Consider the following 21,209-nt stretch of genomic DNA (forward strand, 5'->3'; position numbering starts at 1 on the left):
ATGCACTGGGAATGCGCTTTCCCATCTCATTACTTTCCATTGAAGAGGACTCATGGGCTACGAAACGAAGGCGATCCGGATCGCCATGAACGGCATCACCGGCCGGATGGGCTACCGCCAGCACCTGCTGCGCTCCATCCTCCCCATCCGCGACGCCGGGGGCTTCGCACTGGCGGACGGCACTCGCGTTCAGGTTGAACCGATCCTGGTGGGCCGCAACGAGGCGAAGATCCGCGAGCTCGCCGAACTCCACAAGGTTTCCGAGTGGTCCACCGACCTGGACGCCGTCATCAATGACCCTACTGTCGACGTCGTCTTCGATGCGTCGATGACCAGCCTCCGCGCCGCGACCCTGAAGAAGGCAATGCGCGCCGGAAAGCATGTCTTCACCGAGAAGCCCACGGCGGAGACGCTGGAGGAGGCCATTGAGCTGGCCCGTATCGGTAAGGAATCCGGCGTCACGGCAGGCGTGGTGCATGACAAGCTGTACCTCCCGGGCCTGGTCAAGCTGCGCCGGCTGGTTGATGAGGGCTTCTTCGGCCGGATCCTCTCGATCCGCGGCGAATTCGGCTACTGGGTGTTCGAAGGCGACATCCAAGCAGCGCAGCGCCCGTCCTGGAACTACCGCAAGGAAGACGGCGGCGGAATGACAACGGACATGTTCTGCCACTGGAACTACGTCCTGGAAGGCATTATCGGCAAGGTCAAGAGCGTCAACACTAAGACCGCCACCCACATCCCGACCCGTTGGGACGAAGCCGGCAAGGAATACAACGCCACGGCCGACGACGCCTCCTACGGCATCTTCGAGCTTGAGACCCCCGGCGGAGACGACGTCGTCGGCCAGATCAATTCCTCCTGGGCCGTCCGGGTCTACCGGGACGAACTCGTGGAGTTCCAGATCGACGGCACGCACGGTTCCGCCGTCGCGGGCTTGAACAAGTGCGTTGCGCAGCAGCGCGCCCACACGCCCAAGCCCGTCTGGAATCCGGACCTGCCCGTCACGGAATCGTTCCGCGGCCAGTGGCAGGAAGTCCCCGCGAACGCCGATCTGGATAACGGCTTCAAGCTGCAGTGGGAAGAATTCCTGCGCGACGTCGTCGCCGGCCGGGAGCACCGGTTCGGACTGCTCTCCGCCGCCCGCGGCGTGCAACTCGCGGAGCTCGGGCTCCAGTCCTCGGCCGAGCGCCGCACCATCGACATCCCGGAGATCGTGCTCTGATGACTTCCCTCCTTCTTCCAAACCACGACGGCGGGACCCGCCTCTACAAGTTGCAGCCGGCCACGTCCTGGGCCAAGCCGGCCGCGCCGCTGACGTCCCGGCGCGCCTACGCGGCGGCGCACGTGATCCCCGAAGCGACCTCAGACAATACCCCGGGCGCCCCGGCCCAGCTGGACTGGGACGCCACCATGGCGTACCGGCACGAGCTGTGGTCCTATGGCCTGGGGGTTGCCGATGCCATGGACACGGCCCAACGCGGTATGGGCTTGGACTGGGCCGCGACGCAGCAGCTCATCAAGCGCACCGGCGTCGAAGCGGCCTCCGTGGTGGCATCCGGCAACGCAGCCACCGCCGGCAAGACCGTCCGGGACCTCGTGTCCTGCGGCGCCGGAACCGACCAGCTGGACCTGGACTCTGTTCCGGAGGGTCCCGCCGGCATCAATGCCGTGCTGGGCGCCTACCGCGAGCAGATCGCCGTTGTGGGTCAAGCCGGACCGAAGGTCATCATCATGGCGTCCCGGGCACTGGCCAAAGTGGCAACCAGCCCGGAGGACTACCTGCATGTCTACTCCACTCTCCTGCAGGAAGTGGACCAGCCCGTCATCCTGCACTGGCTCGGGACCATGTTCGACCCCGCGCTGGCCGGCTATTGGGGCTCGGACGACGTCGCCGAAGCAACCGGGACGTTCCTTGGCCTCATCCGCGATCACGCGGACAAAGTGGACGGCGTGAAGGTCTCGCTGCTCGACGCTTCGCACGAAGTTGCCTTGCGCGGTGCACTGCCGGAGGGCGTCCGCCTCTACACCGGAGACGATTTCAACTACCCGGAATTGATCGACGGCGACGGGACCCGCCACTCGGACGCACTGCTGGGCATCTTCGCCGCGATCTACCCTGCCGCTTCGGCGGCGTTGCAGAAGTACGACGCCGGTGACACCGCGGACGCGCGCGCCATCCTGGACTCCACCCGCGAACTCGGCAAACACATCTTCAGCGCCCCCACGTTCTACTACAAGACCGGGATCGCCTTCATGTCCTGGCTCAACGGCAAGCAGCCCGGATTCCAGATGGTCGGCGGCCTGCATTCGGGGCGCTCCGTGGTCCACCTGGCACGCACGTTCGAACTCGCCGACCAGGCCGGGCTCCTGCGCGACCCCGCGCTGGCCGCCTTCCGGATGTCCGACTACCTCCGCATCAACGGAGTGGGCGCATGAGCGACTTTTCCCGGTTGTCACTGAACAGCGCCACCACGAAGAAATGGACGCTCGCCCAGGCCGTGGACGGTTGCGTCCGGGCCGGGATCCCGGCGATCGGACCGTGGCGGGACATTGTCGCCGACACCGGCCTGGACAAGGCCGCCAAGCTGATCAAGGACGCAGGACTTCGCGTCTCGTCCCTCTGCCGGGGCGGCTTCCTCACCGCGGCCGACGCCGAAGGACAGGCGGCTGCGCTGGCGGACAACCGGGCGGCCATCCTGGAAGCCGTGGCCCTGGATACACCGGAGCTGTTCCTGGTGGTCGGCGGGCTCGCGCCGGGCGAGAAGGACGTCGTCGGGGCCCGCCGGCGCGTCGCCGATCGCCTCGAGGACCTGGTGCCCTTCGCCGTCGAACAGGGGGTCCGGCTGGTGCTCGAACCGCTGCACCCTATGTACGCGGCAGACCGGGCGCTCATTTCCACGCTTCGCCAGGCACTCGACCTCGCCGCACCGTATGACGCGAAGGCGGTGGGCGTCGCCCTCGACACCTTCCACGTCTGGTGGGATCCGGAACTGAAGCAGCAGATCCAGCGGGCCGGCCGGGAAAACCGGATCGCCTCCTACCAGGTGTGCGATTTCAACCTCCCCATCGCCGCCGACGCCCTGCTCTCCCGAGGCATGATGGGCGACGGCGTGATCGACTTCGCGACGATCGGCACCTGGGTGAGGGACGCCGGCTACACGGGTGACATCGAGGTGGAGATCTTCAACCAGCAGATCTGGGACGCCGACGGCGACGCGGTCCTGGAAACCATGAAGGAGCGCTACGCGGAGCTCGTGCTGCCGTACGCATAAACACCCGGCTCAAACAGGCGGGGGCACATTCCGTGCCCCCGCCTGTTTGCGTTTTAGGGGTTATCCTGCGGCGGAAGCCCGCCCGGCCGTCAGCTCGGCAACCTCGGCCGGAGACAGCTTGGCGTCGACGATCCACACCGTCAAGGAGCGGACCAAGGATTCGCCGGCGGCAAGCTCCACCGGCCGGTCCCAGACCAGGGCCGAACCCACTGCAGGGTAATCCGACATCCGGACGAACCAGGGATCCTGGGCCTCGACCGGAGCCGCGAACACCAGGCTGGCAGGGCCCTCAGGAAAGTCCGCTGTCCAGGCCAGCCACGGCGACGCCGAGCCGTGGACATCCGGTTCGCCGTAACTTGCGGCTGTGAAGACTTCCGCCCCGGAGCAGGCAGGCAAGCGCCAGAAGAAGCCGCCGTAGCCGCTCCCGAGGGCGCCGTTTGAGCCAGGGCCGCCCAGCGAGGAGTCGACGACGGCGGTCAGTTCTGTTGTCAAGTCCAGTTGCCACGTGAGGGGGTCAATCAGCAGGGAGCGGGAGGTGCGGTGTTCGCGGAGCAGGTCGGTCCCATCCGGTGCTTGCCAGCTCAATTCCTGCTCCAGGAGGCCCGGCCCCGACGTTGCGGACAGTTCGATGATCCGGCCATGGTCCGGCCGTTCTTCGTAACGGCCCGCAGCGCGGGTGTACGTCTTGCCGCCCCAGAAATTGGTGCCGTTCACATCCTGCAAGGCGAATCCCGCGCCAAGATGCCAAGAGTGGTCCGCCGGCAGATGGTCGGTGACCTTGACTCCAGCCAGCGAGCAGACCGGGTGCAGGTAAGGCCGCGGCGAAAGCCGCCCGGCAAGGCGGGCACCGTTCTGCAGGTTTGCCAACACGAGGGGGGGCGCCCTCGCCGGTTGCCATCACAGAGGCGCCCGGCTCACCGCCGTCGGGCAGGATCAAAACCGGCCTTTTGACGTCGACCGCGGCAGGCCGCGCCCACGGCAAGCCGAGTTCGCTGAAGGTGGCGTGCGCCGCCGTCGCGCGTTCCAGCGCATCTTCGATTCCGACGATCACCGCGCGGGCTGCGTCGCCTTCGCCCTCCCAGACGACATACCGCTCAGGGATCAGCGTCGGAGATTCCGCTGTGCGGATGGCTTCCAGAACCCGCATGAAGGCGCCGCTGTCCGCGAGCGCGCTGATCAGCGGCGCGGCGGGTTCCAGGCCCGGGGAGCGCCGCTGGCGGCGATGCTCGAGCAGGTCCTCCGTGAGGTCCACCCGGCTGTATACGGTTTCGCGTTCTCCGGCGGCGGAGCTGACGCCGAGCCGGTCCTCGGTGTAGTGGAATACCGCGGTGCCTTCGCTGCCCTGCAGCGTGATGTACGGCTCCATGGATTCGGCGGCGCACAACGTGAGCGCGCACGTGATGGGCAAGCCTGCGGCAGTGCGGATGCGGATCACGGAGGTGTCATCGGATTCGATGTCATTGGCGCGGTACAGGTCCGTTTCCACGGAGGCAAGATCGTCTACCCTCCGCGCCCCGGCGATCCTCAGCGCGGTGGCGATGGCGTGTGCCAGGGGATTGGTTGCCACCCCGTCCACGACGTCGATCCCGTCCAGGCTGCGTTTGCCCGCCCATCGGGAGCGTTTGTAATAGGCGCGGTCACGCACCCAACGCCCGGTGGCCGAGATGCCCAGGAGGGTGCCGATCTCTCCCGCCGCGAGCAGGTCCTCGATCGCCTGGAGGCCTCGGGATCCGAGACTTTGGAAGCCGACCTGGACGTTTCTGCCGGCCGCGGTGGCGGCTTCCTGCAGGCGATTGAAATCGGCCAGGGAAGCGACTGGAGGCTTCTCCAAGTACAAGTCCGCGTGGGGGAGCGTTGTGAGTGCGAGTTGCGCGTGCGTCTGAATGGGGGTGGCCACAATGACCAGGTCCAGCGCTGGGGTTCCCGCCAGGAGGTCGTCCAAGTTGCTGAAAACACCGGTTCCGGACGGGAGCGCGCCGGGGGCAGGCGGATTCGGATCCGCTACGGCAACAAGGCGCACGACGCCGTTGGCCTGGAGCCTTTCGAGGTTGTGCAGGTGGTGCGCGCCGAAGCCGTGGACCCCCACAAGGGCCACCCTGCTGGGCTCTTGGCGGGGCTGTTTGTGTTCTGCCGGGATGGGCGTGGACAGGGTGCCCATGGCTCTCCTCATCTGTCCCCGGGGGCGGGGTAGCTGACGTCGGTGTCGTTTCAAGGCGCTTGGTAAGCGCTTTCCAAGAAGAGTCTACCCTGCCCAATGAGAGATGCAACGCCGTCGCTTCAGACGACTGTGTTTAGGCGACTGTGTTTAGACGATCCGCCCCGTCGGCAATTTCTCGCCCGCCTCGACCGCGACGTCGATCGAGTTTCCCGCCACGGGCATGGGGCACGTTCCGTATGGGGTGAAGGCGCTGGGATAGTTGATGGCGCGGTTGAAGTCCAGCACCACCGAACCATCGTGCCGCGGGCGTGAGACGGCCAGCTTGCGCCATTCGTCCGTGGTGTTGCCGTTCGTTTCGTCGTGGAACGTCACGGTGAGGGCACCGAGCTTCTCGGCTTCAGCGTGCAGGCGGATCTCGTGGGGAAGGCCCGGGGCCCGGAAAACGATCTCGCCCACAGAGCGGTGCACCCCGTCCACCAAAGGGTTGGCCGTCCCGATCGGAACATCCACGGGCTCCGGGTAGGCCTCGAAACGACCCTCAAGCACCCAATCCGGGTTGTAGTCGTAGGTGGGAACGGCATCGAATTCCGTCAGCACGGGCGAGGAGTCGTCCCTAGTGCGGATGGCGTACTTGTCCGCACGCATGGCGAGTTCCACCACCACCTGGGTGCCGTCCGCGCCCCCGTACTGTACCCACATGAGCGATTCCTCATCCTGGAGGGTGGCCGAAATCGTGCCGTCCACAGGAGCTCCCGTCTCCACGAGCGTGAGCCCATCGGCAGCGCTCGCGGTGAGGGTCGCCGTCGTACCGTCCGTTGACCACAGTCCCGGGACGAGTTCGACTGTGGCGGGTGCGGATTCGAGCCATTGGAAGGACGTGAGCGTCAGCCAGCCGTGTTCCGCCGCGAGGGCGGCGTTGCGACCGTTGCGGAAACGCTGCCAACGTTCCAGCTGGGCATCGGTTGCGGGGGCTGTTGTGCTCATGGTTCCTCCAGCGGTTCAGGCGGGTTGGTCGTTGGCTTAACCATGCACCTCTCGCCGCCATTCCCGGAACCCGGCTGGCTCGCATTAGATGCCGTTTAGGGGCTCTAAACGACAACTGCCGGTCAGTTCTGCGGGGCAGGCTCAGTGGGCCCGTCGCTTCGCTGATCGCTTCATCCCGAGAAAGGCAAGCACCGTTCCGCCGGCCAGGAGCAGGATCGCCAGCGGGACGACGGCCGTGCCGCCGGCGCCGGTGTATGCCAAGGGGGCGGCTGTTGGCTGGGGCTGGGCTGGTGTTTCGGGCGGTCCGGCCACCGGAGCGGTGCTCGGACCCGGAGTCCCGGTCGTCGGACTCCCGGTCGTCGGAGTCCCGGTCGTCGGAGTCCCGGTGGCCGGCGGAGTCTCGAGCCCGGTGGCTCCATCGCGGGTGGACGTGGGGCTGGCAACGGTGGGCGTCGGCGAGGGCAACGCAGATCCATTCCCCGTTCCAGCGGCGCTGGTTCGGCGGACTTCAACCATCACGGGCGTATCCTTCCCCGCGATGGTGACGTGGCCCGAGTTTGTGTAGGCATCAAGGGTTCCGTCGGTGACCTTTGTGACAACAAAGAGTTGCGCCAGTTCACCCTTCGGCAGGCCCGTCCACGTGACCGTCAACAGCGAGGGCGTGCACTCGATCACGGCAGGATAGGCGTCCTCATCGCTCGGAGTTGCAATGTTGCCGTCCTGGTCCAACGCCGTGCCCACGCGCGGAACGATCTGGCTGCAGTCGATCTGGGTGCCCGGCCCGGGCGTGTCGGTGATGGTGACGTCGCTTGTTGGCAAGGTAGTCGCTGGCAAGTGGAAGACGGATTTCAATTCCGTCTGGGCCGTATCCGACCACCACATGCCCTTTTCCGGGGTGGCGGGCGGTTTGGGGGCGCAGTCTTGTTGACACGGCTGGTCGATAGTCACGGGAACACGGATAACTGTGGAGCCAACCTGGAAATCAAGCTGGGTTGTCCCTCCAGACGCCGGTTTCTCCGCGTAGAGGGTGCTGAAACTGCAGGTGCCCCCGATTCCCTGGTGCGAAGCGACGAAGCTGCCCAATGTGAAGACAACCAGCCCGGAGTCGGATGCATGGGCTGTGGCTACGGTCTCCCCCGAAGGGGTCTTCAGGTCGAAGTCGGTTGAACCGAACCAACGCAGTTGCGGTGGAAGCTGCAGGGTGAAGGTGTCGCCCGGCTGGGACCCGTCCGGGACCGCCCACCGGCACGTGAAATCCACCTGCGACCATTGGTCGCCAACGGTCGAAGTGGTGCTGACGGAGGTTATCGCGTTCGGAACGACGGCGGCTTGGGCCGCCGGGACAGGCCAAAAGAGCCCGACGGCGGCGAGCAAGGCTCCGAGCAAAGCCGCCAGCAGCACGGTCGGCGAAGCTGCGGGCAAAGCCCTGGGAAGCTCCGTAGTGTTGGCTGCGTTCTTGTGATGGATATGGTTCCTCATGCGAGTCCTTTCAATTCCCCCTGGATTGGGTCGCTGAAGGTTCAGTGGAACGGCCTGCCCTTTCGTGACGCCGGCCAGGAATCCCACCGCGTCTTCAGGGAGGTGGGCAGGGGAAAGCACTCGAAGCGCGTGGGCATGAGGGCACCGACGAATACCGGTGGACCGGAAATTCCCGGAAGAATAGATTCCAAACCGCGTCATGACTGGCGGGCTCTGGCCACTGTGTAAATATGGTCAGGAATTTCTACGCTTTTGGGGAAGCCGTTAATGGCTCCTAGTACTGCCTCTTCAACGGCCGACGCTGCCAGCGACGGTCAACTCATCGCCATGGTCCGTAGCGGGGACCTGGATGCCTATGACGGGCTGTACGCTCGGCACGTCTCCATCGCCTCCACTGTGGCTCGCAAAAACGTTGACAACCTCAGCGACGCCGACGACGTCGTTGCTGAGGCATTCCAGTCCGTTCTGCAGAGCCTGGTGGCGGGCAAAGGGCCCGAACACTTCTTCCGTGCGTACTTGTTGTCGGCGGTGACCCGGCTTTCCCATCACAAGAATCGGAAAGCCGGCCGCACGCTGCCGACCAGCGATGAGACTGTCCTTGACCACAAAATGACCCTGGACGATCCCGCCATCCAGGCCTTCGAATCACAAACGGTGGCCCGCGCGTTCCGCTCGTTACCGGAACGGTGGCAGGCCGCATTGTGGTACTTGGACGTGGAACGAATGAAACCCGCCGCCGTCGCTCCGATCCTGGGGCTCTCGCCCAACGCCGTCTCCGCGCTTGGCGTGCGGGCGCGGGAAGGACTGCGGCGTCAGTATCTGCAGATGCATGTCAGCGAGACTCCGCAGGGTGCCTGCACGGAATTCGTCTCCCGGTTGGGATCCTATGTTCGCGGTGGCCTGTCCAAAACGGCCGAGGCGAAAGTACGGGACCACCTTGATGGCTGCGCCAAATGCACGGCCGTGCTGCTGGACCTCAAGGACGTCCAGGGAACCATGCGGGCCGTGCTCCTGCCCTTGATCACAGGTGTCCCGTTGGCCGCCTGGGGAGGGAAGGCCTCAGGACTGGGAGTTGTGGGCCACCTACCTGCGGCCCCCGTGGCTTCCGGGGTCGCCGGAATCTCGCAGCCCTTGTTGATGTCGATTTTCGCCGCGCTCGCCGTAGGGCTGGTGGTGGGCGCTCTCGGCATCGTCGAGGTTCTGACCGGCCAGCCGGCACCGAGGGCGTATCAGGATGCCGAAGTACGAACCACCCAGCCGCCCCGGCCGACGTCGACGCCGGCACAGCCCCAGGCGCCTGCGCCCATCGTCTCCGCATCGCCAGAGCCGCCGCTGCTTCCGGCATGGCCGAGCGCTCCGGAGCCGCCCGTGATCGCTGAGCCCTCCTTTGCGGTACCGGCGCCGGCGCCAGTGCCCGCGCGGTCCGCCACGCCCGCACCCACTTCCGTGCCGTCGTCGCCCCCCTCGCCGGCGCCGTCGCGAAGCTCAACCCCGTCGCCCACGCCGTCGCCGTCGTCGCCCCCCTCGCCGGCGCCGTCGCGAAGCTCAACCCCGTCGCCCACGCCGTCGCCGTCGCCGACGCCGTCGCCCACGCCGTCGCCGAATCGGGCGAAAGTCAGCGGTACCGCGAGTCGGACAGATTCGGGTGCGGACCCCGCGACGGCAACACTGGAGCCAACCTTCACCCTGTCACCAGGGAGTGGACTCGGGAAGGCCACCGCCGACTTTTCGGTCAACAGGCGTAGCTCAATTTCGAGCAGTTCCGTTACCGCGCCCGCGGGCTGGACCTGCTCGCCGAAGCCGTTGGATCCTTCCAGCATCAGTTGCGCCACGAATTCGGTGCAGCCTGGCGAATTGAAATTCACGTTCAACGTCACGATCCCGCACTACTGGCATAGCCACACTTTGACGTATGGCTTGAGTGGAACAGGAATTGACACGAACACCTTCTCCTACGACTTCTGATGGAGGTACGGCTCGGGAAATTCCCCACGCCGCGGCGTCATGAAGTGCCCATCCGGCTCACTCATTCATCGGCAGTGCCCGAAGACGGGTAGTAGGCACTAAGCATGTTTTTAGGGGAGAAATGAAGGCAACGTTGTTCGCCGTTGCTGGCTTTGTCGGCGCGGCCGCGGTGTATTGGGCGATGGTTCCGGCGGGCCAGCAGTGGTTCATCCGCAGGTTCAGGACGCCCCACCGTTTGAGGAGAACGACGGCGGCCCTGGGCGTCGGGATGATCGCGGCTTTGGTGTTGTGCTGTCTTTTCCCGGGCCAGCAGGCGTGGCTGCAGGTGGTGGTTCTCCTGGCTGGAACCGGGGTGGTGATTGGTGCGCTGGTGGCCCCGACCCTGCGGATCGACCACACGCTGGCGACCCAGCGCAGGAAGGTCCTGGCGATCGGTGCGCACCCGGATGACCTGGAATTGGCGTGCGGGGCGACCTTGGCGAAGCTGGTGGACGCGGGCCATGAGGTACGGACCGTGGTGATGAGCACCGGGGGTAGGGGCGGTGATAGTGCGGTCCGGGTGGCGGAGGCGGCCACGGGTTCGGATTTCATGGGGGCGTCCGAGGTCCAGGTCCATGACTTCCGGGATACGAGCCTGTCCGATCACGGGCAGGAAATGGTCCAGGTCATTGAAAGCCTGATGAGCACCTTCCGGCCCGATGTTGTCATTACGCATTCCGGGAACGACTACCACCAGGACCACCAAGCCGTTCATGCCGCCACCATGCGGGCGGCCCGCCAGCATTCCTCGATCCTGTGTTTTGAAAGTCCGTCGTCCACCCGGCATTTCAACCCGAGCGTGTTCGTGGACATCGAAGGTTACGTGGACGTCAAGATCCAGGCGGTGGCCATGCACCGGAACCAGAAGGGCAAACCATATATGAGCGCGGAACGGGTCCGCAGTCTCGCGGCCTTCCGCGGCTCCCAGGTCAAGACCTCCTATGCCGAGGGTTTCGAGCCCGTGCGCCTGCTCGGCTCAGCGGTGGGGGAATTCTGATGGCCAGGATTCTGGTGACCGGTGTAGGCGGGCCGGCCGGGTCCTCGCTGGCAAGGCAATTGATGGAACGCGGACACTATGTCCTGGGTGTGGACATGGAAGCGGTCCGCCCGGGTTTGGCGAGCGACACGCTTGTAGTGCCCGCGGCCAGCTCCCCGGACTACGTGCAGACCCTGTGCCATCTGGCGGTGAAACGGGGGGTCGACCTCGTGGTGCCTACCGTAAGCGACGAACTTCCCCAGGTATCCGAAGCCCGGGCCCTGTTCGGCGCCGGGGTCGAGGTGTTGATCGCTCCGCGCTTGGCGGTCCACACGGCGAATGACAAATACCTGACCATGACGGCGCTCAAGGCCGCCGGAATTAGCGTTCCGGAATTCGGGCTCCCTGTGGATTTCGTATCGGCACAGGACGCCATGGACCGCTTGGGCGGTTCGATAGTGATCAAGCCGCGCGTTTCGCGCGGCGGCAGGGGAGTGCAGCTTATTGAACACGCTCCCGACGCCGGACATTGGGACGAGCTGGACCGCTCACTGATCGTTCAGCGTTTCGCACCCGGTACCGAGTACGCCCCGGTGGTTTTGCGGCACGGACCTGACAGGGACCCGGACGACGTCGTGGTGGTCCTTGAAAAGACCGAGCTCAAGGAGGGCCGCGTCGGCAACGCCGTCTCGGTCAAAAGGGTGGAGCCCCCGGCAGCCGAGGACGTTGCGGCCCTCGCTGTTGCCGCCGTAGGGGTCCTGGGACTGACCGGACCCGCCGACGTCGACATCCGGCGGATGCCGAACAGTGCCCCGGTGATCCTTGAGGTGAACGCCAGATTCGGAGCCAACAGCGCGCAGGCTCCCGAACTGGTTGATGGAGTCCTGCGCAAGTTGCGCGACAGCGCGATTGCAGGGATGGTCTGAGTGACCTTCCTTGAGTTTTTGCTCGAGTTCGTCCGGATCAGTGGCCTCATCATCCTGGGCTTCGGAGCAGTCAAGATCGCCTACGTTCCAATGGCTATGTTTTTCAATTGGCGCTACCGCGATCGGCCTTCCAAGGACGGGATGACCATGCTCGACCAGAAACCGCTCGTGTCGGTGATCGTCCCGGGCTATAACGAGGCCGTTGTGATCACCAAGTGCGTGGAATCCATCCTGGCCAGCCGGTACCGCAGGTTTGAAGTGATTCTGGTGGATGACGGTTCCACCGACGAGACGGCCGCCATCATGGCCGCTCTCGCTGCCGAGCATGACAGGGTCCGCTCTGTCACGCAGGCCAACGCCGGGAAGGGCGCGGCGTTGAACCGCGGAATTGCCTCGTCCCACGGCGACATCCTGATGTTTGTCGATGCCGACGGGATCTTCGCACCGGACACACTTCTGCACATGCTCCAGGCATTCGACCACCCGGAGGTCGGTGCGGTGTGCGGCGACGACAGGCCGGTCAACCTGGACCGTGTACAGACGCGCATGCTGGCCGTCCTGAGCCACGTCGGGACAGGACTTGTTCGCAGGGCGTTGTCCCTCCTGCATTGCCTGCCCATCGTGTCCGGCAACATGGGAGCCTTCCGCCGTGAATTGGTCCAGAGCGTGGGTGGATTCCACGAAGATTCGCTCGGCGAGGACCTCGAGCTGACCTGGCGTGTCTACAAAGCCGGGTACCGGGTTTGTTTCCAGCCCAAGGCCTTGGTCTATGCCGAATCTCCATCCACCATCCGTGGGCTGTGGCGGCAAAGGGTCCGATGGTCCCGGGGATTGCTGCAGACCCTCCGGATTCACGTGAGCATGGTTGGCAACCTCCGGTACGGGTCCTTCGGCGCGTTCCTGGTGTTCAACACCGTCACCATGGTGATCATCCCGATCCTGCAGCTTCTGGTACTGGCGGTGCTGCCCTACTTGTATCTGGTTGGCCATGGTCCGGTGCCGGGCGAGGTGCTCGCCATCCTGGGCTGGCTGGGGCTCTTCGTTTCCTTGGCGCTGATTGTCATCTCCCTTGGCCTGAACCGTTCCTGGCGCGATCTGCGCTATGTGTGGACCTTGCCGTTGTGGCCGCTCTACTCGGTCTTTGTGGGGCTGGCGCTAGCCAGTGCCGTTGGCAAGGAACTCAGGGGAAGCCCTGCACGGTGGAACAAGCTTCAACGCACCGGCGTGGTGTCAGTGCCTGCCTCCGGCATCAGCTCTCCCGAAATGTCCCGCGCTTGAGCGGCTTTTCGGTGGAACTCGTGCGGCCTGCAGCGTTCGCGGGCCTCCTTGCCACAACCGTCCTCCTGGGCGCTTGCGCCACGGAAGGGCAGCCCCGACCCGCCGAACGGATGGTCAACCTTGGGTTCGAAGACGTGGCGGTAGAGGACCCGGCCCACCTGAAGCAGTTGGGTGGGCGGCTCGACCAGGTGCAGGCCACGGCCGTGTCCATTGCCGTCGGGCGGACCGATTGGACCGCCTTTCCTTGGGAAGCACATCCGGAATCCGTGTCCGCCGAGGTCAAACGGACCGGCCGCGATTTTGTGGCCGAATCGATCGCGGCGCTGCAGCAGCCGGGCCCGCTTCAGCAATCCGGTACTGCCCAGCAATCCGGTACAAGGCAGAAGAGGGACGTCATCCTCACCATCGACGTCCTACTGGACAAAGCCATCACCGCCGATCCTTCCTTGGCTGGCCACAACACCGTAGGCAAGGCTTCGGGCAGCTTCGCCAGTCTTTCTTCGCTTCGGACCGGCGCTGCAGGTATCCAGCTGGCGGAGTTGGCGGCGGCTGTGGCCAAGAGGTACAGGCCCGCCGCCGTCAACCTGACCGAGCTCATGTTCGACGAATACACCTTCGGCCCGGACGATCTGCAGGACTTCACATCAGCCATGCACCGGAGCGACTGGCCCCGCCGCGCCGACGGAACCATAGACACTGCCGCCGCGGACGTGACCATTTGGCGCACGCACGCGATGGCGGACATCGTGCGCAAAGTCCGCTCCGCCGTCGAACCTTTTGGAGTGGACCTGGACATGGATGTCCGCTCTCCGGGCGTGTCCGCCAGTGCGGATCGCGCGGACAGCGGCCAGGACTATGGCCTCCTTTTGGAGCAGCTGGACCGGATCCATGTGTGGGAGTATGTGGGCCTCAACAACGAGCGGTCACCAGGGACGGAAGAGCTCGTCAAGGCGCTGCGGCAGCGTGCCGGGACGCGGTATTCTTTGTCGATCGGACTGTGGTCCGGGGATGGCTCCATCTCTCCGGACGAGCTGGAGCGGACCTTGCGTCTCGCGGCCGACGGCGGTGCGGCATCGGTTTCGGTCACGCCCGCCAGCCTCATGGGTGACGGGCATTGGGACGCGCTCCGCCGGGCCTGGGCGCGGTGAGGTCGCGGGCCTGTTGCGCTCGCCGAATTGAGGCGTAACAACATTTGAGATGGATTGCCACCGCCGGAGCGGCTGCGGGTAGGATTCCGTAGGAAATATCAGTAATCCGGCTCACAGTATCCAGCGCAGTGTACGGGCCACACCCAACGCCAGAAGGTATTTTTCATGGTTGACACTGCACATCTCAGCACCGACCTTGCCGCGGAACTCCGGGCCGACGTCCGCCGCGTCTCCACGCTTCTCGGTGAGTCGCTGGTTCGCCAGCACGGCCCGGAGCTGCTGCAGCTCGTCGAGCAGGTGCGCCTGCTCACCAAGGAATCCAAGGAAGCCGCCCGCGGCGGCGCTGACGCCACCGGCCCGTGGAGCGCGCACGACGTCGTCGCCCAGGTCCGGGAACTGCTCGCCTCATTGCCGCTTGAGGAAGCCACTGAGCTGGTTCGCGCCTTCGCCTTCTATTTCCACCTCGCCAACGCCGCCGAGCAAGTGCACCGCGTCCGCGGACTGCGGACACGCCAGGAAAAGGACGGCTGGTTGGCCAAAGCCGTGGCCGAGATCGCCGATGAGGCCGGAACCCAGGCCCTGCAGGACGTCGTCAATGAGCTGGACGTTCGCCCTATTTTCACCGCGCACCCCACCGAGGCTTCCCGCCGGTCGGTGCTGGACAAGATCCGCAAGCTCTCGGACGTGCTGGCCGAATCCACGCTTGAGGGCACGGCCGCCCGCCGTCGCCAGGACCGGCAGCTCGCCGAGATCATTGACCAGATGTGGCAGACGGACGAACTTCGCCAAGTCCGTCCCACCCCCGTGGACGAGGCCCGCAACGCCATCTACTACCTGAGCAGCATCCTGACCGACGCCATGCCGGAAATGCTCACGGACCTTACCGAACTTCTCGGTGAGCACGGCGTGGTCCTGCCCGCGCAGAAAGCCCCCATCCGCTTCGGGTCCTGGATCGGCGGAGACCGCGACGGCAACCCGAACGTCACCGCCTCCGTCACCCGCGAAATCCTGCAGCTTCAGAACCAGCATGCCGTGCGGATCAGCATCTCGATGATCGACGAACTGATTTCAGTCCTCTCAAACTCCACCGCATTGGTGGATGCGGAAGAGGACCTCCTGGAGTCGATCGCCGTCGACCTCATGAACCTGCCTGGCTTGGACAAGCGCATCCTTGAGTTGAACGCTCAGGAGCCGTACCGACTCAAACTGACGTGCATCAAGGCCAAGCTCATTAACACCGGCCGCCGCGTGGCTGCGTCCAATTACCACGAAGCCGGCCGCGACTACGCCTCAACCTCGGAGCTGCTGGCCGAACTCGAACTGCTGGAAGCCTCGCTGCGCAAGCACTCGGCCGCGCTCGTGGCCGACGGCGCCCTGGCCCGTGTCCGCCGCGCGATCGCATCTTTCGGGCTGCACCTGGCAACCCTGGACATCCGTGAGCATGCCGACTACCACCACGACGCCGTCGGGCAGTTGGTGGACCGGCTCGGCGTCGGGACTCCCTACGGGGAGTTGAGCCGCGCCGAACGCTTCCAGCGCCTTAGTGCGGAGCTGGCTTCGCGCCGCCCGCTCTCCGGCCACCCCATCAAGCTCGACGGCGACGGCGACCGCACCTACGATGTCTTCCGCAGCATCCGCCACGCCCTCCAGACTTACGGGCCGGACGTCGTCGAAACCTACATCATTTCCATGACGCGCGGCGCGGACGACGTCCTGGCGGCCGCGGTGCTGGCACGCGAAGCCGGGCTAATCGATCTCTTCGGCTCGGCTCCCTATGCCAAGATCGGCTTCGCCCCGCTCCTTGAGACGGTGGAAGAGCTGCGTGCCTCGGCCGAAATCGTGGACCTGCTGCTCTCGGATCCCTCATACCGCGAGCTCGTCCGGCTCCGTGGGGATGTCCAGGAGATCATGCTCGGCTACTCGGACTCCAACAAGGAGTCCGGCGTGATGACCAGCCAGTGGGAGATCCACAAAACCCAGCGCAAGTTGCGCGACGTCGCCGCCAAGCACGGCGTTAACGTCCGGTTGTTCCATGGCCGCGGCGGTTCCGTCGGCCGTGGCGGCGGACCCACCTACGACGCCATCATGGCCCAGCCCAACGGCGTGCTCGAAGGCGCCATCAAATTCACTGAGCAAGGCGAAGTAATCTCGGACAAGTACTCCCTGCCGGAGCTCGCCCGCGAAAACCTGGAACTTTCCCTGGCCGCCGTGATGCAGGGCTCCGCGCTGCACCGCACCCCGCGCACCTCCGATGACGAGCGCGAACGCTACGGCCAGGTCATGGAGATCATTTCGGATGCCGCGTTCGCCCAGTACCGTACGCTCATCGACGATCCGGACCTGCCCGCGTACTTCCTGGCCTCGACGCCGGTGGAGCAGCTCGGATCCCTGAACATCGGCTCGCGGCCCTCCAAGCGCCCCGATTCCGGCACAGGATTGGGTGGGCTTCGCGCCATCCCATGGGTCTTCGGGTGGACGCAGTCGCGGCAGATCGTGCCGGGATGGTTCGGTGTGGGATCGGGCCTCAAGGCCGCACGAGAGGCAGGCAACACCGCCGAACTCGCGGAAATGATGGACCGCTGGCACTTCTTCCAGTCAGTGATCTCCAACGTGGAGATGACCTTGGCCAAGACGGACATGGACATCGCCGGGCACTATGTGTCCTCCTTGGTTCCGGAAGAGCTGCACCACCTCTTCAAGGCGATCCGCGCTGAGTACGATCTCACAGTTGCCGAGGTGGAGCTCCTGAGCGGCGAGACCGAGCTCCTTGAAGCCCAGCCGACACTCAAGCGCTCCCTCGAAATCCGCGACCAGTACCTCGACCCCATCAGCTACCTGCAGGTGGAGCTTCTGCGCCGCGTCCGCGAAGCCTCCATTTCCGGCGTCGAGATCGACGAACGCCTCCAGCGGGCCATGCTCATCACCGTCAACGGTGTCGCCGCCGGCCTCCGCAACACCGGCTAGCCGGTTCCTTTCCCCCGACGCGCGCTTACTTATGTGGGTGTTTCCCCGGCGTTCGCTCACGTCAAGTGAGCGAACGTTTAGGGTTGAGGGATGCCTTCGTTCCAGACCAAGTTGAAGATCACCGGGCTCAAGCCAGGCAATCCGCCGGAGTCGGTAATGGCCGCTGCGCTCGAGGCCTTGGAAACGCGACACCATGTCGAATCCAATCAGCTGGACATCGTCGGCGGCGTCGCCCAGATCAGCCTTCGCTTCCTCGTGGAGCCGCGCGACTACCCGGGCGAGAACGGCGAGGCCCGCGCGTCGGCAGCCATGATGCGCGACGCCGTCGAACGCGTAGCGCTGACAGGGAACCTTTACGTGTTGCGCCGCATGCGGGGGAAATGGTCGCCGATCTGAGTCCGACGGCGGCAGCGCCTAAAGGTGCGGCGGCTCGCCCGGCTCGTCCACGGGCGAGCGGTCGCCCCGGCGGCGCGTGACGATCACGCCCACGACGATGCCGATCAGCAGTCCCGCGCCGACGCCGATCAGGGAGCTTGCCCAGAACGGAAGCTTCGTCGTCGAGCCCGCAAAGTAACCCAGTCCGGTCTGCCACGCCGCCCACAACAGCCCGCCCAAGCCGGCGCAGAGACTGAACCCGCGCGAGGAAACCTCGGCGATTCCGGCAGCGGCCGAGGCAGCAAGCCGCCCACCCGGGATGAACCGGGCGCCGATGATCGCGCCATAGGTCGACGAACGGCCGGCTTTGGCGATTGCCCGGTGGATGCCCTGATGGATTTTGCGGCCCCACGCCCAACGGTCCAGAACATGGGTCAGCCGCCGCTTGAAGAGCTGGAATACCAGAATGTCACCCACCCAGGAGCCGGCGGCGGCAAGCAAAGCCACGAGCCACAGGTTGACTCGGCCCTCGGCAGCCAGCGCGCCACCCGTGATCACAAGCATCTCGGAGGGGATGGGCGGGAAGAAGGCATCGCCCACCACCATGGGGATGATCCAAACGTAGATCGCGGCTCCCCAGCCATCGGCGGTGGTGATGTCCATGGGCACAAATTACCCCACTTTGGTGCATTCGCCGGAGTGCCGTGCAAGACTGGCGCCATGCGGCTCGAGATCCTGCAGGGTGACATCACCACGCGCGACGTCGACGCGATCGTCAACGCAGCCAACTCATCTTTGATGGGCGGCGGCGGAGTCGACGGCGCCATCCACCGCGCCGCCGGGCGGGAGCTTCTCGCAGCGTGCGTGGAGGTGCGGGAACGGTACCCTGATGGCTTGCCGGTGGGCCAGGCCGTGGCCACCCCCGGGTTCAAATTGCCTGCCCGATGGGTGATTCACACCGTTGGCCCCAACCGGCACGCCGGGCAGAACGATCCGGAACTTTTGGGTTCGTGTTTCCGCGAGAGCCTAAGGGTGGCAGTGTCCCTCGGAGCGCGTTCTGTCGCCTTCCCGGCGATCGGCGCGGGAGTCTACGGCTGGGACGCGCGCGAGGTCGCCACTGTAGCGCTCGACGCCGTCGGCCGGGTCGGCGCCGAAAGCCCCAGTGGGCTGGAACTCGTGGAATTTGTGCTGTTCAGCGCCGAGACGGCCGAAGTGTTCCGCAGCGTGTTCGGGCCCTGACTGGCCTGGGGAACTGCTGGTTTCCGTAGCTCATTGTCGCCGCCACACGCCCGTCCTAAGATCAAAAAACAAGGTCCCGGCTCTCCCTGTCGGGGCCGAGTTTAGGGAGGTACGAGATGTTGATCGAGGAAGTTCGGCAGCTGGATGAACGGGGCATGGTGGCCTGGGACCAGCACAAAGCCGACGACTTTGCTGACATGTTCGCGGATGATTTCACGCTGTCGGACGTATCGCTGCCCGAAGCCCTTCACTCGACGGACCAGGTCCGGCAATACATGGAGACATGGTTCACCGCGTTTCCTGACATGCACGTCCGTACCATCAATCGAGTGGTGAGTGAGGACGCCGTAGCCGCCGAAGTGGAATTCACCGGCACAAACACCGGCCCCTTCGTGGTTGGAGGCATGGAAGTGCCTGCAACAGGAAAGAGCGTCAAGGGCACCGGCACCTACTTTGTTTCAGTCCGGGACGGCAAGATCACGTCGTTCAGTGCGCACCCTGATGTCGCCGGAATGATGGTCCAGCTGGGCATGATGCCCGGGGCGTAATCACAGTTGGCGTAGTCACCTTGGGCCCCGCTGCGGCTGCGTTGGCGGGGAAGCGTCAGGCGGGGCCCTTTTCAAGTACGGACTTCAGCTGTCCAAGCTGGCCGACTTCCGATTCCATGGTCTTGGTGATCATGGATCCCATGAGCTTCATGAAGCCTTTGGGCCGAAGATCCAAGGAAAAGCGAACCGTGGTGCGGCCGTCGTTTTCGTCCAGCGTGAAGGACCCGGTTGGACGGGCTGGGCCGGCGATCACTTGGAAATCGAGGCGCTTGCCCGGCTGCGCTGCGACGATTTCGTAATCGCCGTCGATTGAACGGCCGCCGGGGCCAGCCAAGGTCTGGGAGTACACGGCACCCTGGGCGCCTGGTTCGCCACTTGCGAGGGCGACAGTCTTGACGGCCGGGCGCCACAGCTTGTTGTTCAGCCCGTCCGCGAGGAAGGCATAGACGTCGTTTGCGGGGCGGTTGATCGAGACTTCGTTTTCAGCGTGGGCCATGTGGTTCCTTTTCGCGAGACCGAACACCGCCCGCGGTCGCGGGGCCGGCAAAATTGAGCATATACGCAGGGCTCGCTCTGGGTGCTGAACACGCGTTCGTTTCCGCGCCGCACCGGGTGTCCACCCCGACCCTCGATCACATATGTGGGTGTTTGGCCGGACGCTCCTGCAAATATGCCGCCCATGAGGTCAACCCTCGTGCAGATATGACCCCAAGTTGGACATGTCCCTAATATTAGGTGAGCGAGCGTTGGCGGAAAGGGTGCCAGAGGTGAGCGAGCGTTGGGAGAAAGGGTGCCAGAGGTGAGCGAGCGTTGGGGGAGGGCCGCGTCAGGCCGGGCGGGCTTCGCTTAAATCGAGGCGGCTGCGGTATTCCACGGCTTGCTTGCTGATTGGGTCCACGAAGCGGATGCCGCGGGCGAGCAACTGCAGAGGCTTGGAGTAGTCGTCCGGGGCCTTGTCCAGGAGTTCGGGGTAGAACGCGTCGTTCACGATTCCCAGTCCGAGCGAAGCCATGTGCACCCGAAGCTGGTGGGTCTTTCCGGTGTGGGGCTCAAGGCGGTACAGCGCTCGGCGAGCCGGGCCGGCGTCGTGAGTGCCGCCGTCGAACGTCCTCAGCAGCTCAATGCGGGTTTCCGCGTTAGGTTCGCCGTCGATCACTTCGGCGAGGAGGTAGCTGCGGGACTTGGTCATGCGGTTGCGCACGACGGCGGGGAACCCGACGGCGGGAAAGCCTGCGGCGGGTGCCGCGGCCGAGACGCACTCGTACTCCTTTTGCACCTGACGTTTTTCGAAGAGCACCTGGTACTTGCCGCGGGTCTCCGGATTGGTGGAGAGCAACAGGACACCGGCGGTCATCCGGTCGAGGCGGTGCATCGGGATCAGGTCCGGCAAGGCTAGCCGGTTCCGGAGCCGGACGAGCGCCGATTCCTGGATGTACGTGCCGCCCGGGGTGGTAGGCAGGAAATGGGGTTTGTCCACCACCAGGAGGTGCTCGTCCTGGTGCAGGATATCGATCTCCACGGGCATGCGCGTCTCCGGCGGGAGGGTGCGGTAGTACCAAATGAAGGTGTGTTCTTCGAGGGGGGTCTGGCGATCAAGGGGCGCCCCGCCCTCGCCGACGATTTCGCCGGCGTCGAACCTGTCCTCGATGCCTTGGGGATCGATGTGGCCCCAGCGGTGCATCATGTAGTCCATCGCGGTGTCCCAAGGCCCCTCGTCCGGGAGGCGCAGACGGGTGGCGTTGACGCCGTCGCGCACTGGAAGGGGGGATTGCATCACCGGTCCATTCTACCGGGGCGCCAAGTGTGGACGCCGGCGGATGCCGACGATAAAAAAGTTCTTGACAAGAAAAGTTGTCGG

Annotated in this window: 18 protein-coding genes and 1 pseudogene; 12 read left to right on the plus strand and 7 right to left on the minus strand. The window is 65.1% G+C overall.

The genetic code is table 11. The annotated features are described in order from the left end of the window. The first annotated feature begins 52 nt into the window (after nt 1-52). Genes LFT43_RS02195 through LFT43_RS02205 form a run of 3 tightly spaced genes read left to right on the plus strand, consistent with a single transcriptional unit; the run spans nt 53 to nt 3,272 of the window. Complete coding sequence (locus LFT43_RS02195) at nt 53-1,222, plus strand: Gfo/Idh/MocA family protein (protein ID WP_395800826.1); 1,170 nt, start codon at nt 53-55, stop codon at nt 1,220-1,222. Then, nucleotides 1,222-2,436: a dihydrodipicolinate synthase family protein gene (locus LFT43_RS02200; RefSeq protein ID WP_395800828.1), complete on the plus strand. Its 1,215-nt coding sequence runs from the start codon at nt 1,222-1,224 to the stop codon at nt 2,434-2,436. The genes LFT43_RS02195 and LFT43_RS02200 overlap by 1 nt, the downstream gene beginning before the upstream one ends. Further along, nucleotides 2,433-3,272: a sugar phosphate isomerase/epimerase family protein gene (locus tag LFT43_RS02205; protein WP_395800830.1), complete on the plus strand. Its 840-nt coding sequence runs from the start codon at nt 2,433-2,435 to the stop codon at nt 3,270-3,272. The genes LFT43_RS02200 and LFT43_RS02205 overlap by 4 nt, the downstream gene beginning before the upstream one ends. Before the next feature lie 60 nt (nt 3,273-3,332). On the opposite strand, the gene LFT43_RS02210 is transcribed toward LFT43_RS02205, so the two are convergent. The 4 genes and pseudogenes from LFT43_RS02210 to LFT43_RS02225 all read right to left on the minus strand — a co-directional run bounded on the left by LFT43_RS02210 (nt 3,333) and on the right by LFT43_RS02225 (nt 7,893). After that, nucleotides 3,333-4,142 carry a PmoA family protein gene (locus tag LFT43_RS02210; RefSeq protein ID WP_395800832.1) on the minus strand — a complete coding sequence of 270 codons (810 nt, stop codon included), beginning with the start codon at nt 4,140-4,142 and terminating at the stop codon, nt 3,333-3,335. Between the two features lie 514 nt (nt 4,143-4,656). Then, a pseudogene (locus LFT43_RS02215) lies at nt 4,657-5,442 on the minus strand (Gfo/Idh/MocA family protein); the annotation flags it as partial. A 135-nt stretch (nt 5,443-5,577) separates the two neighbouring features. Continuing rightward, a complete protein-coding gene (locus LFT43_RS02220) occupies nt 5,578-6,414 on the minus strand; it encodes a DUF1684 domain-containing protein (RefSeq protein WP_395800834.1) in 837 nt (278 codons plus the stop codon). Between the two features lie 141 nt (nt 6,415-6,555). Further along, nucleotides 6,556-7,893: an Ig-like domain-containing protein gene (locus LFT43_RS02225; protein WP_395800836.1), complete on the minus strand. Its 1,338-nt coding sequence runs from the start codon at nt 7,891-7,893 to the stop codon at nt 6,556-6,558. A gap of 267 nt (nt 7,894-8,160) precedes the next feature. Between LFT43_RS02225 and LFT43_RS02230 the strand changes: the two genes are divergently transcribed. The 7 genes from LFT43_RS02230 (at nt 8,161) to LFT43_RS02260 (ending at nt 17,585) form a co-directional block, all read left to right on the plus strand. After that, a complete protein-coding gene (locus LFT43_RS02230; RefSeq protein ID WP_395800838.1) occupies nt 8,161-9,858 on the plus strand; it encodes a zf-HC2 domain-containing protein in 1,698 nt (565 codons plus the stop codon). Nucleotides 9,859-9,979: 121 nt separating this feature from the next. Continuing rightward, nucleotides 9,980-10,894, plus strand: coding sequence for a PIG-L deacetylase family protein (locus tag LFT43_RS02235; protein WP_395800840.1), 915 nt, complete (start codon nt 9,980-9,982; stop codon nt 10,892-10,894). Next, nucleotides 10,894-11,799: an ATP-grasp domain-containing protein gene (locus LFT43_RS02240; RefSeq protein ID WP_395800842.1), complete on the plus strand. Its 906-nt coding sequence runs from the start codon at nt 10,894-10,896 to the stop codon at nt 11,797-11,799. The genes LFT43_RS02235 and LFT43_RS02240 overlap by 1 nt, the downstream gene beginning before the upstream one ends. Continuing rightward, entirely contained in the window at nt 11,800-13,077 is a 1,278-nt protein-coding gene (locus LFT43_RS02245) for a glycosyltransferase (protein ID WP_395800844.1), read from the plus strand. It begins immediately after the preceding gene. Continuing rightward, nucleotides 13,074-14,225, plus strand: a complete 1,152-nt coding sequence (locus LFT43_RS02250) for a hypothetical protein (RefSeq protein WP_395800846.1) — start codon at nt 13,074-13,076, stop codon at nt 14,223-14,225. Before LFT43_RS02245 ends, LFT43_RS02250 begins: the two co-directional genes overlap by 4 nt. Nucleotides 14,226-14,390: 165 nt before the next feature. Beyond that, the gene (ppc, locus tag LFT43_RS02255) at nt 14,391-17,189 is read left to right on the plus strand and encodes a phosphoenolpyruvate carboxylase (RefSeq protein WP_395800848.1); all 2,799 of its coding nucleotides are present in this window, start codon (nt 14,391-14,393) and stop codon (nt 17,187-17,189) included. A gap of 90 nt (nt 17,190-17,279) precedes the next feature. Continuing rightward, nucleotides 17,280-17,585, plus strand: coding sequence for a hypothetical protein (locus tag LFT43_RS02260; protein ID WP_395800850.1), 306 nt, complete (start codon nt 17,280-17,282; stop codon nt 17,583-17,585). Between the two features lie 18 nt (nt 17,586-17,603). Here LFT43_RS02260 and LFT43_RS02265 read toward each other — a convergent pair whose 3' ends face one another. Next, nucleotides 17,604-18,227: a DedA family protein gene (locus LFT43_RS02265; protein ID WP_395800852.1), complete on the minus strand. Its 624-nt coding sequence runs from the start codon at nt 18,225-18,227 to the stop codon at nt 17,604-17,606. 57 nt (nt 18,228-18,284) lie between these two features. On the opposite strand from LFT43_RS02265, the gene LFT43_RS02270 reads away from it, so the two are divergent. Both LFT43_RS02270 and LFT43_RS02275 read left to right on the plus strand, forming a co-directional pair. Continuing rightward, entirely contained in the window at nt 18,285-18,803 is a 519-nt protein-coding gene (locus tag LFT43_RS02270; protein ID WP_395800854.1) for an O-acetyl-ADP-ribose deacetylase, read from the plus strand. Between the two features lie 116 nt (nt 18,804-18,919). After that, on the plus strand, nt 18,920-19,351 hold the full coding sequence (locus tag LFT43_RS02275) for an ester cyclase (protein WP_395800856.1): 432 nt from the start codon (nt 18,920-18,922) through the stop codon (nt 19,349-19,351). 55 nt (nt 19,352-19,406) lie between these two features. Here LFT43_RS02275 and LFT43_RS02280 read toward each other — a convergent pair whose 3' ends face one another. Next, complete coding sequence (locus LFT43_RS02280; RefSeq protein ID WP_395800858.1) at nt 19,407-19,847, minus strand: SRPBCC family protein; 441 nt, start codon at nt 19,845-19,847, stop codon at nt 19,407-19,409. Nucleotides 19,848-20,177: 330 nt separating this feature from the next. Next, nucleotides 20,178-21,125 (minus strand): RluA family pseudouridine synthase, encoded by a 948-nt coding sequence (locus LFT43_RS02285; protein ID WP_395802859.1) that lies wholly within the window; start codon nt 21,123-21,125, stop codon nt 20,178-20,180. Nucleotides 21,126-21,209 lie beyond the last annotated feature (84 nt).

The organism is Arthrobacter sp. FW306-04-A (genome assembly GCF_044358315.1).
Lineage (GTDB): Bacteria > Actinomycetota > Actinomycetes > Actinomycetales > Micrococcaceae > Arthrobacter.

Bases quoted from the DNA above. Each gene is read 5' to 3' on its own strand.
- LFT43_RS02280 (WP_395800858.1), bottom strand. From the start codon at position 19,847: ATGGCCCACGCTGAAAACGAAGTCTCGATCAACCGCCCCGCAAACGAC.
- LFT43_RS02260 (WP_395800850.1), top strand. From the start codon at position 17,280: ATGCCTTCGTTCCAGACCAAGTTGAAGATCACCGGGCTCAAGCCAGGC.
- LFT43_RS02230 (WP_395800838.1), top strand. From the start codon at position 8,161: ATGGCTCCTAGTACTGCCTCTTCAACGGCCGACGCTGCCAGCGACGGT.
- ppc (WP_395800848.1), top strand. From the start codon at position 14,391: ATGGTTGACACTGCACATCTCAGCACCGACCTTGCCGCGGAACTCCGG.
- LFT43_RS02285 (WP_395802859.1), bottom strand. From the start codon at position 21,125: ATGCAATCCCCCCTTCCAGTGCGCGACGGCGTCAACGCCACCCGTCTG.
- LFT43_RS02200 (WP_395800828.1), top strand. From the start codon at position 1,222: ATGACTTCCCTCCTTCTTCCAAACCACGACGGCGGGACCCGCCTCTAC.
- LFT43_RS02240 (WP_395800842.1), top strand. From the start codon at position 10,894: ATGGCCAGGATTCTGGTGACCGGTGTAGGCGGGCCGGCCGGGTCCTCG.
- LFT43_RS02195 (WP_395800826.1), top strand. From the start codon at position 53: ATGGGCTACGAAACGAAGGCGATCCGGATCGCCATGAACGGCATCACC.
- LFT43_RS02265 (WP_395800852.1), bottom strand. From the start codon at position 18,227: ATGGACATCACCACCGCCGATGGCTGGGGAGCCGCGATCTACGTTTGG.
- LFT43_RS02235 (WP_395800840.1), top strand. From the start codon at position 9,980: ATGAAGGCAACGTTGTTCGCCGTTGCTGGCTTTGTCGGCGCGGCCGCG.
- LFT43_RS02270 (WP_395800854.1), top strand. From the start codon at position 18,285: ATGCGGCTCGAGATCCTGCAGGGTGACATCACCACGCGCGACGTCGAC.
- LFT43_RS02205 (WP_395800830.1), top strand. From the start codon at position 2,433: ATGAGCGACTTTTCCCGGTTGTCACTGAACAGCGCCACCACGAAGAAA.
- LFT43_RS02220 (WP_395800834.1), bottom strand. From the start codon at position 6,414: ATGAGCACAACAGCCCCCGCAACCGATGCCCAGCTGGAACGTTGGCAG.
- LFT43_RS02275 (WP_395800856.1), top strand. From the start codon at position 18,920: ATGTTGATCGAGGAAGTTCGGCAGCTGGATGAACGGGGCATGGTGGCC.
- LFT43_RS02225 (WP_395800836.1), bottom strand. From the start codon at position 7,893: ATGAGGAACCATATCCATCACAAGAACGCAGCCAACACTACGGAGCTT.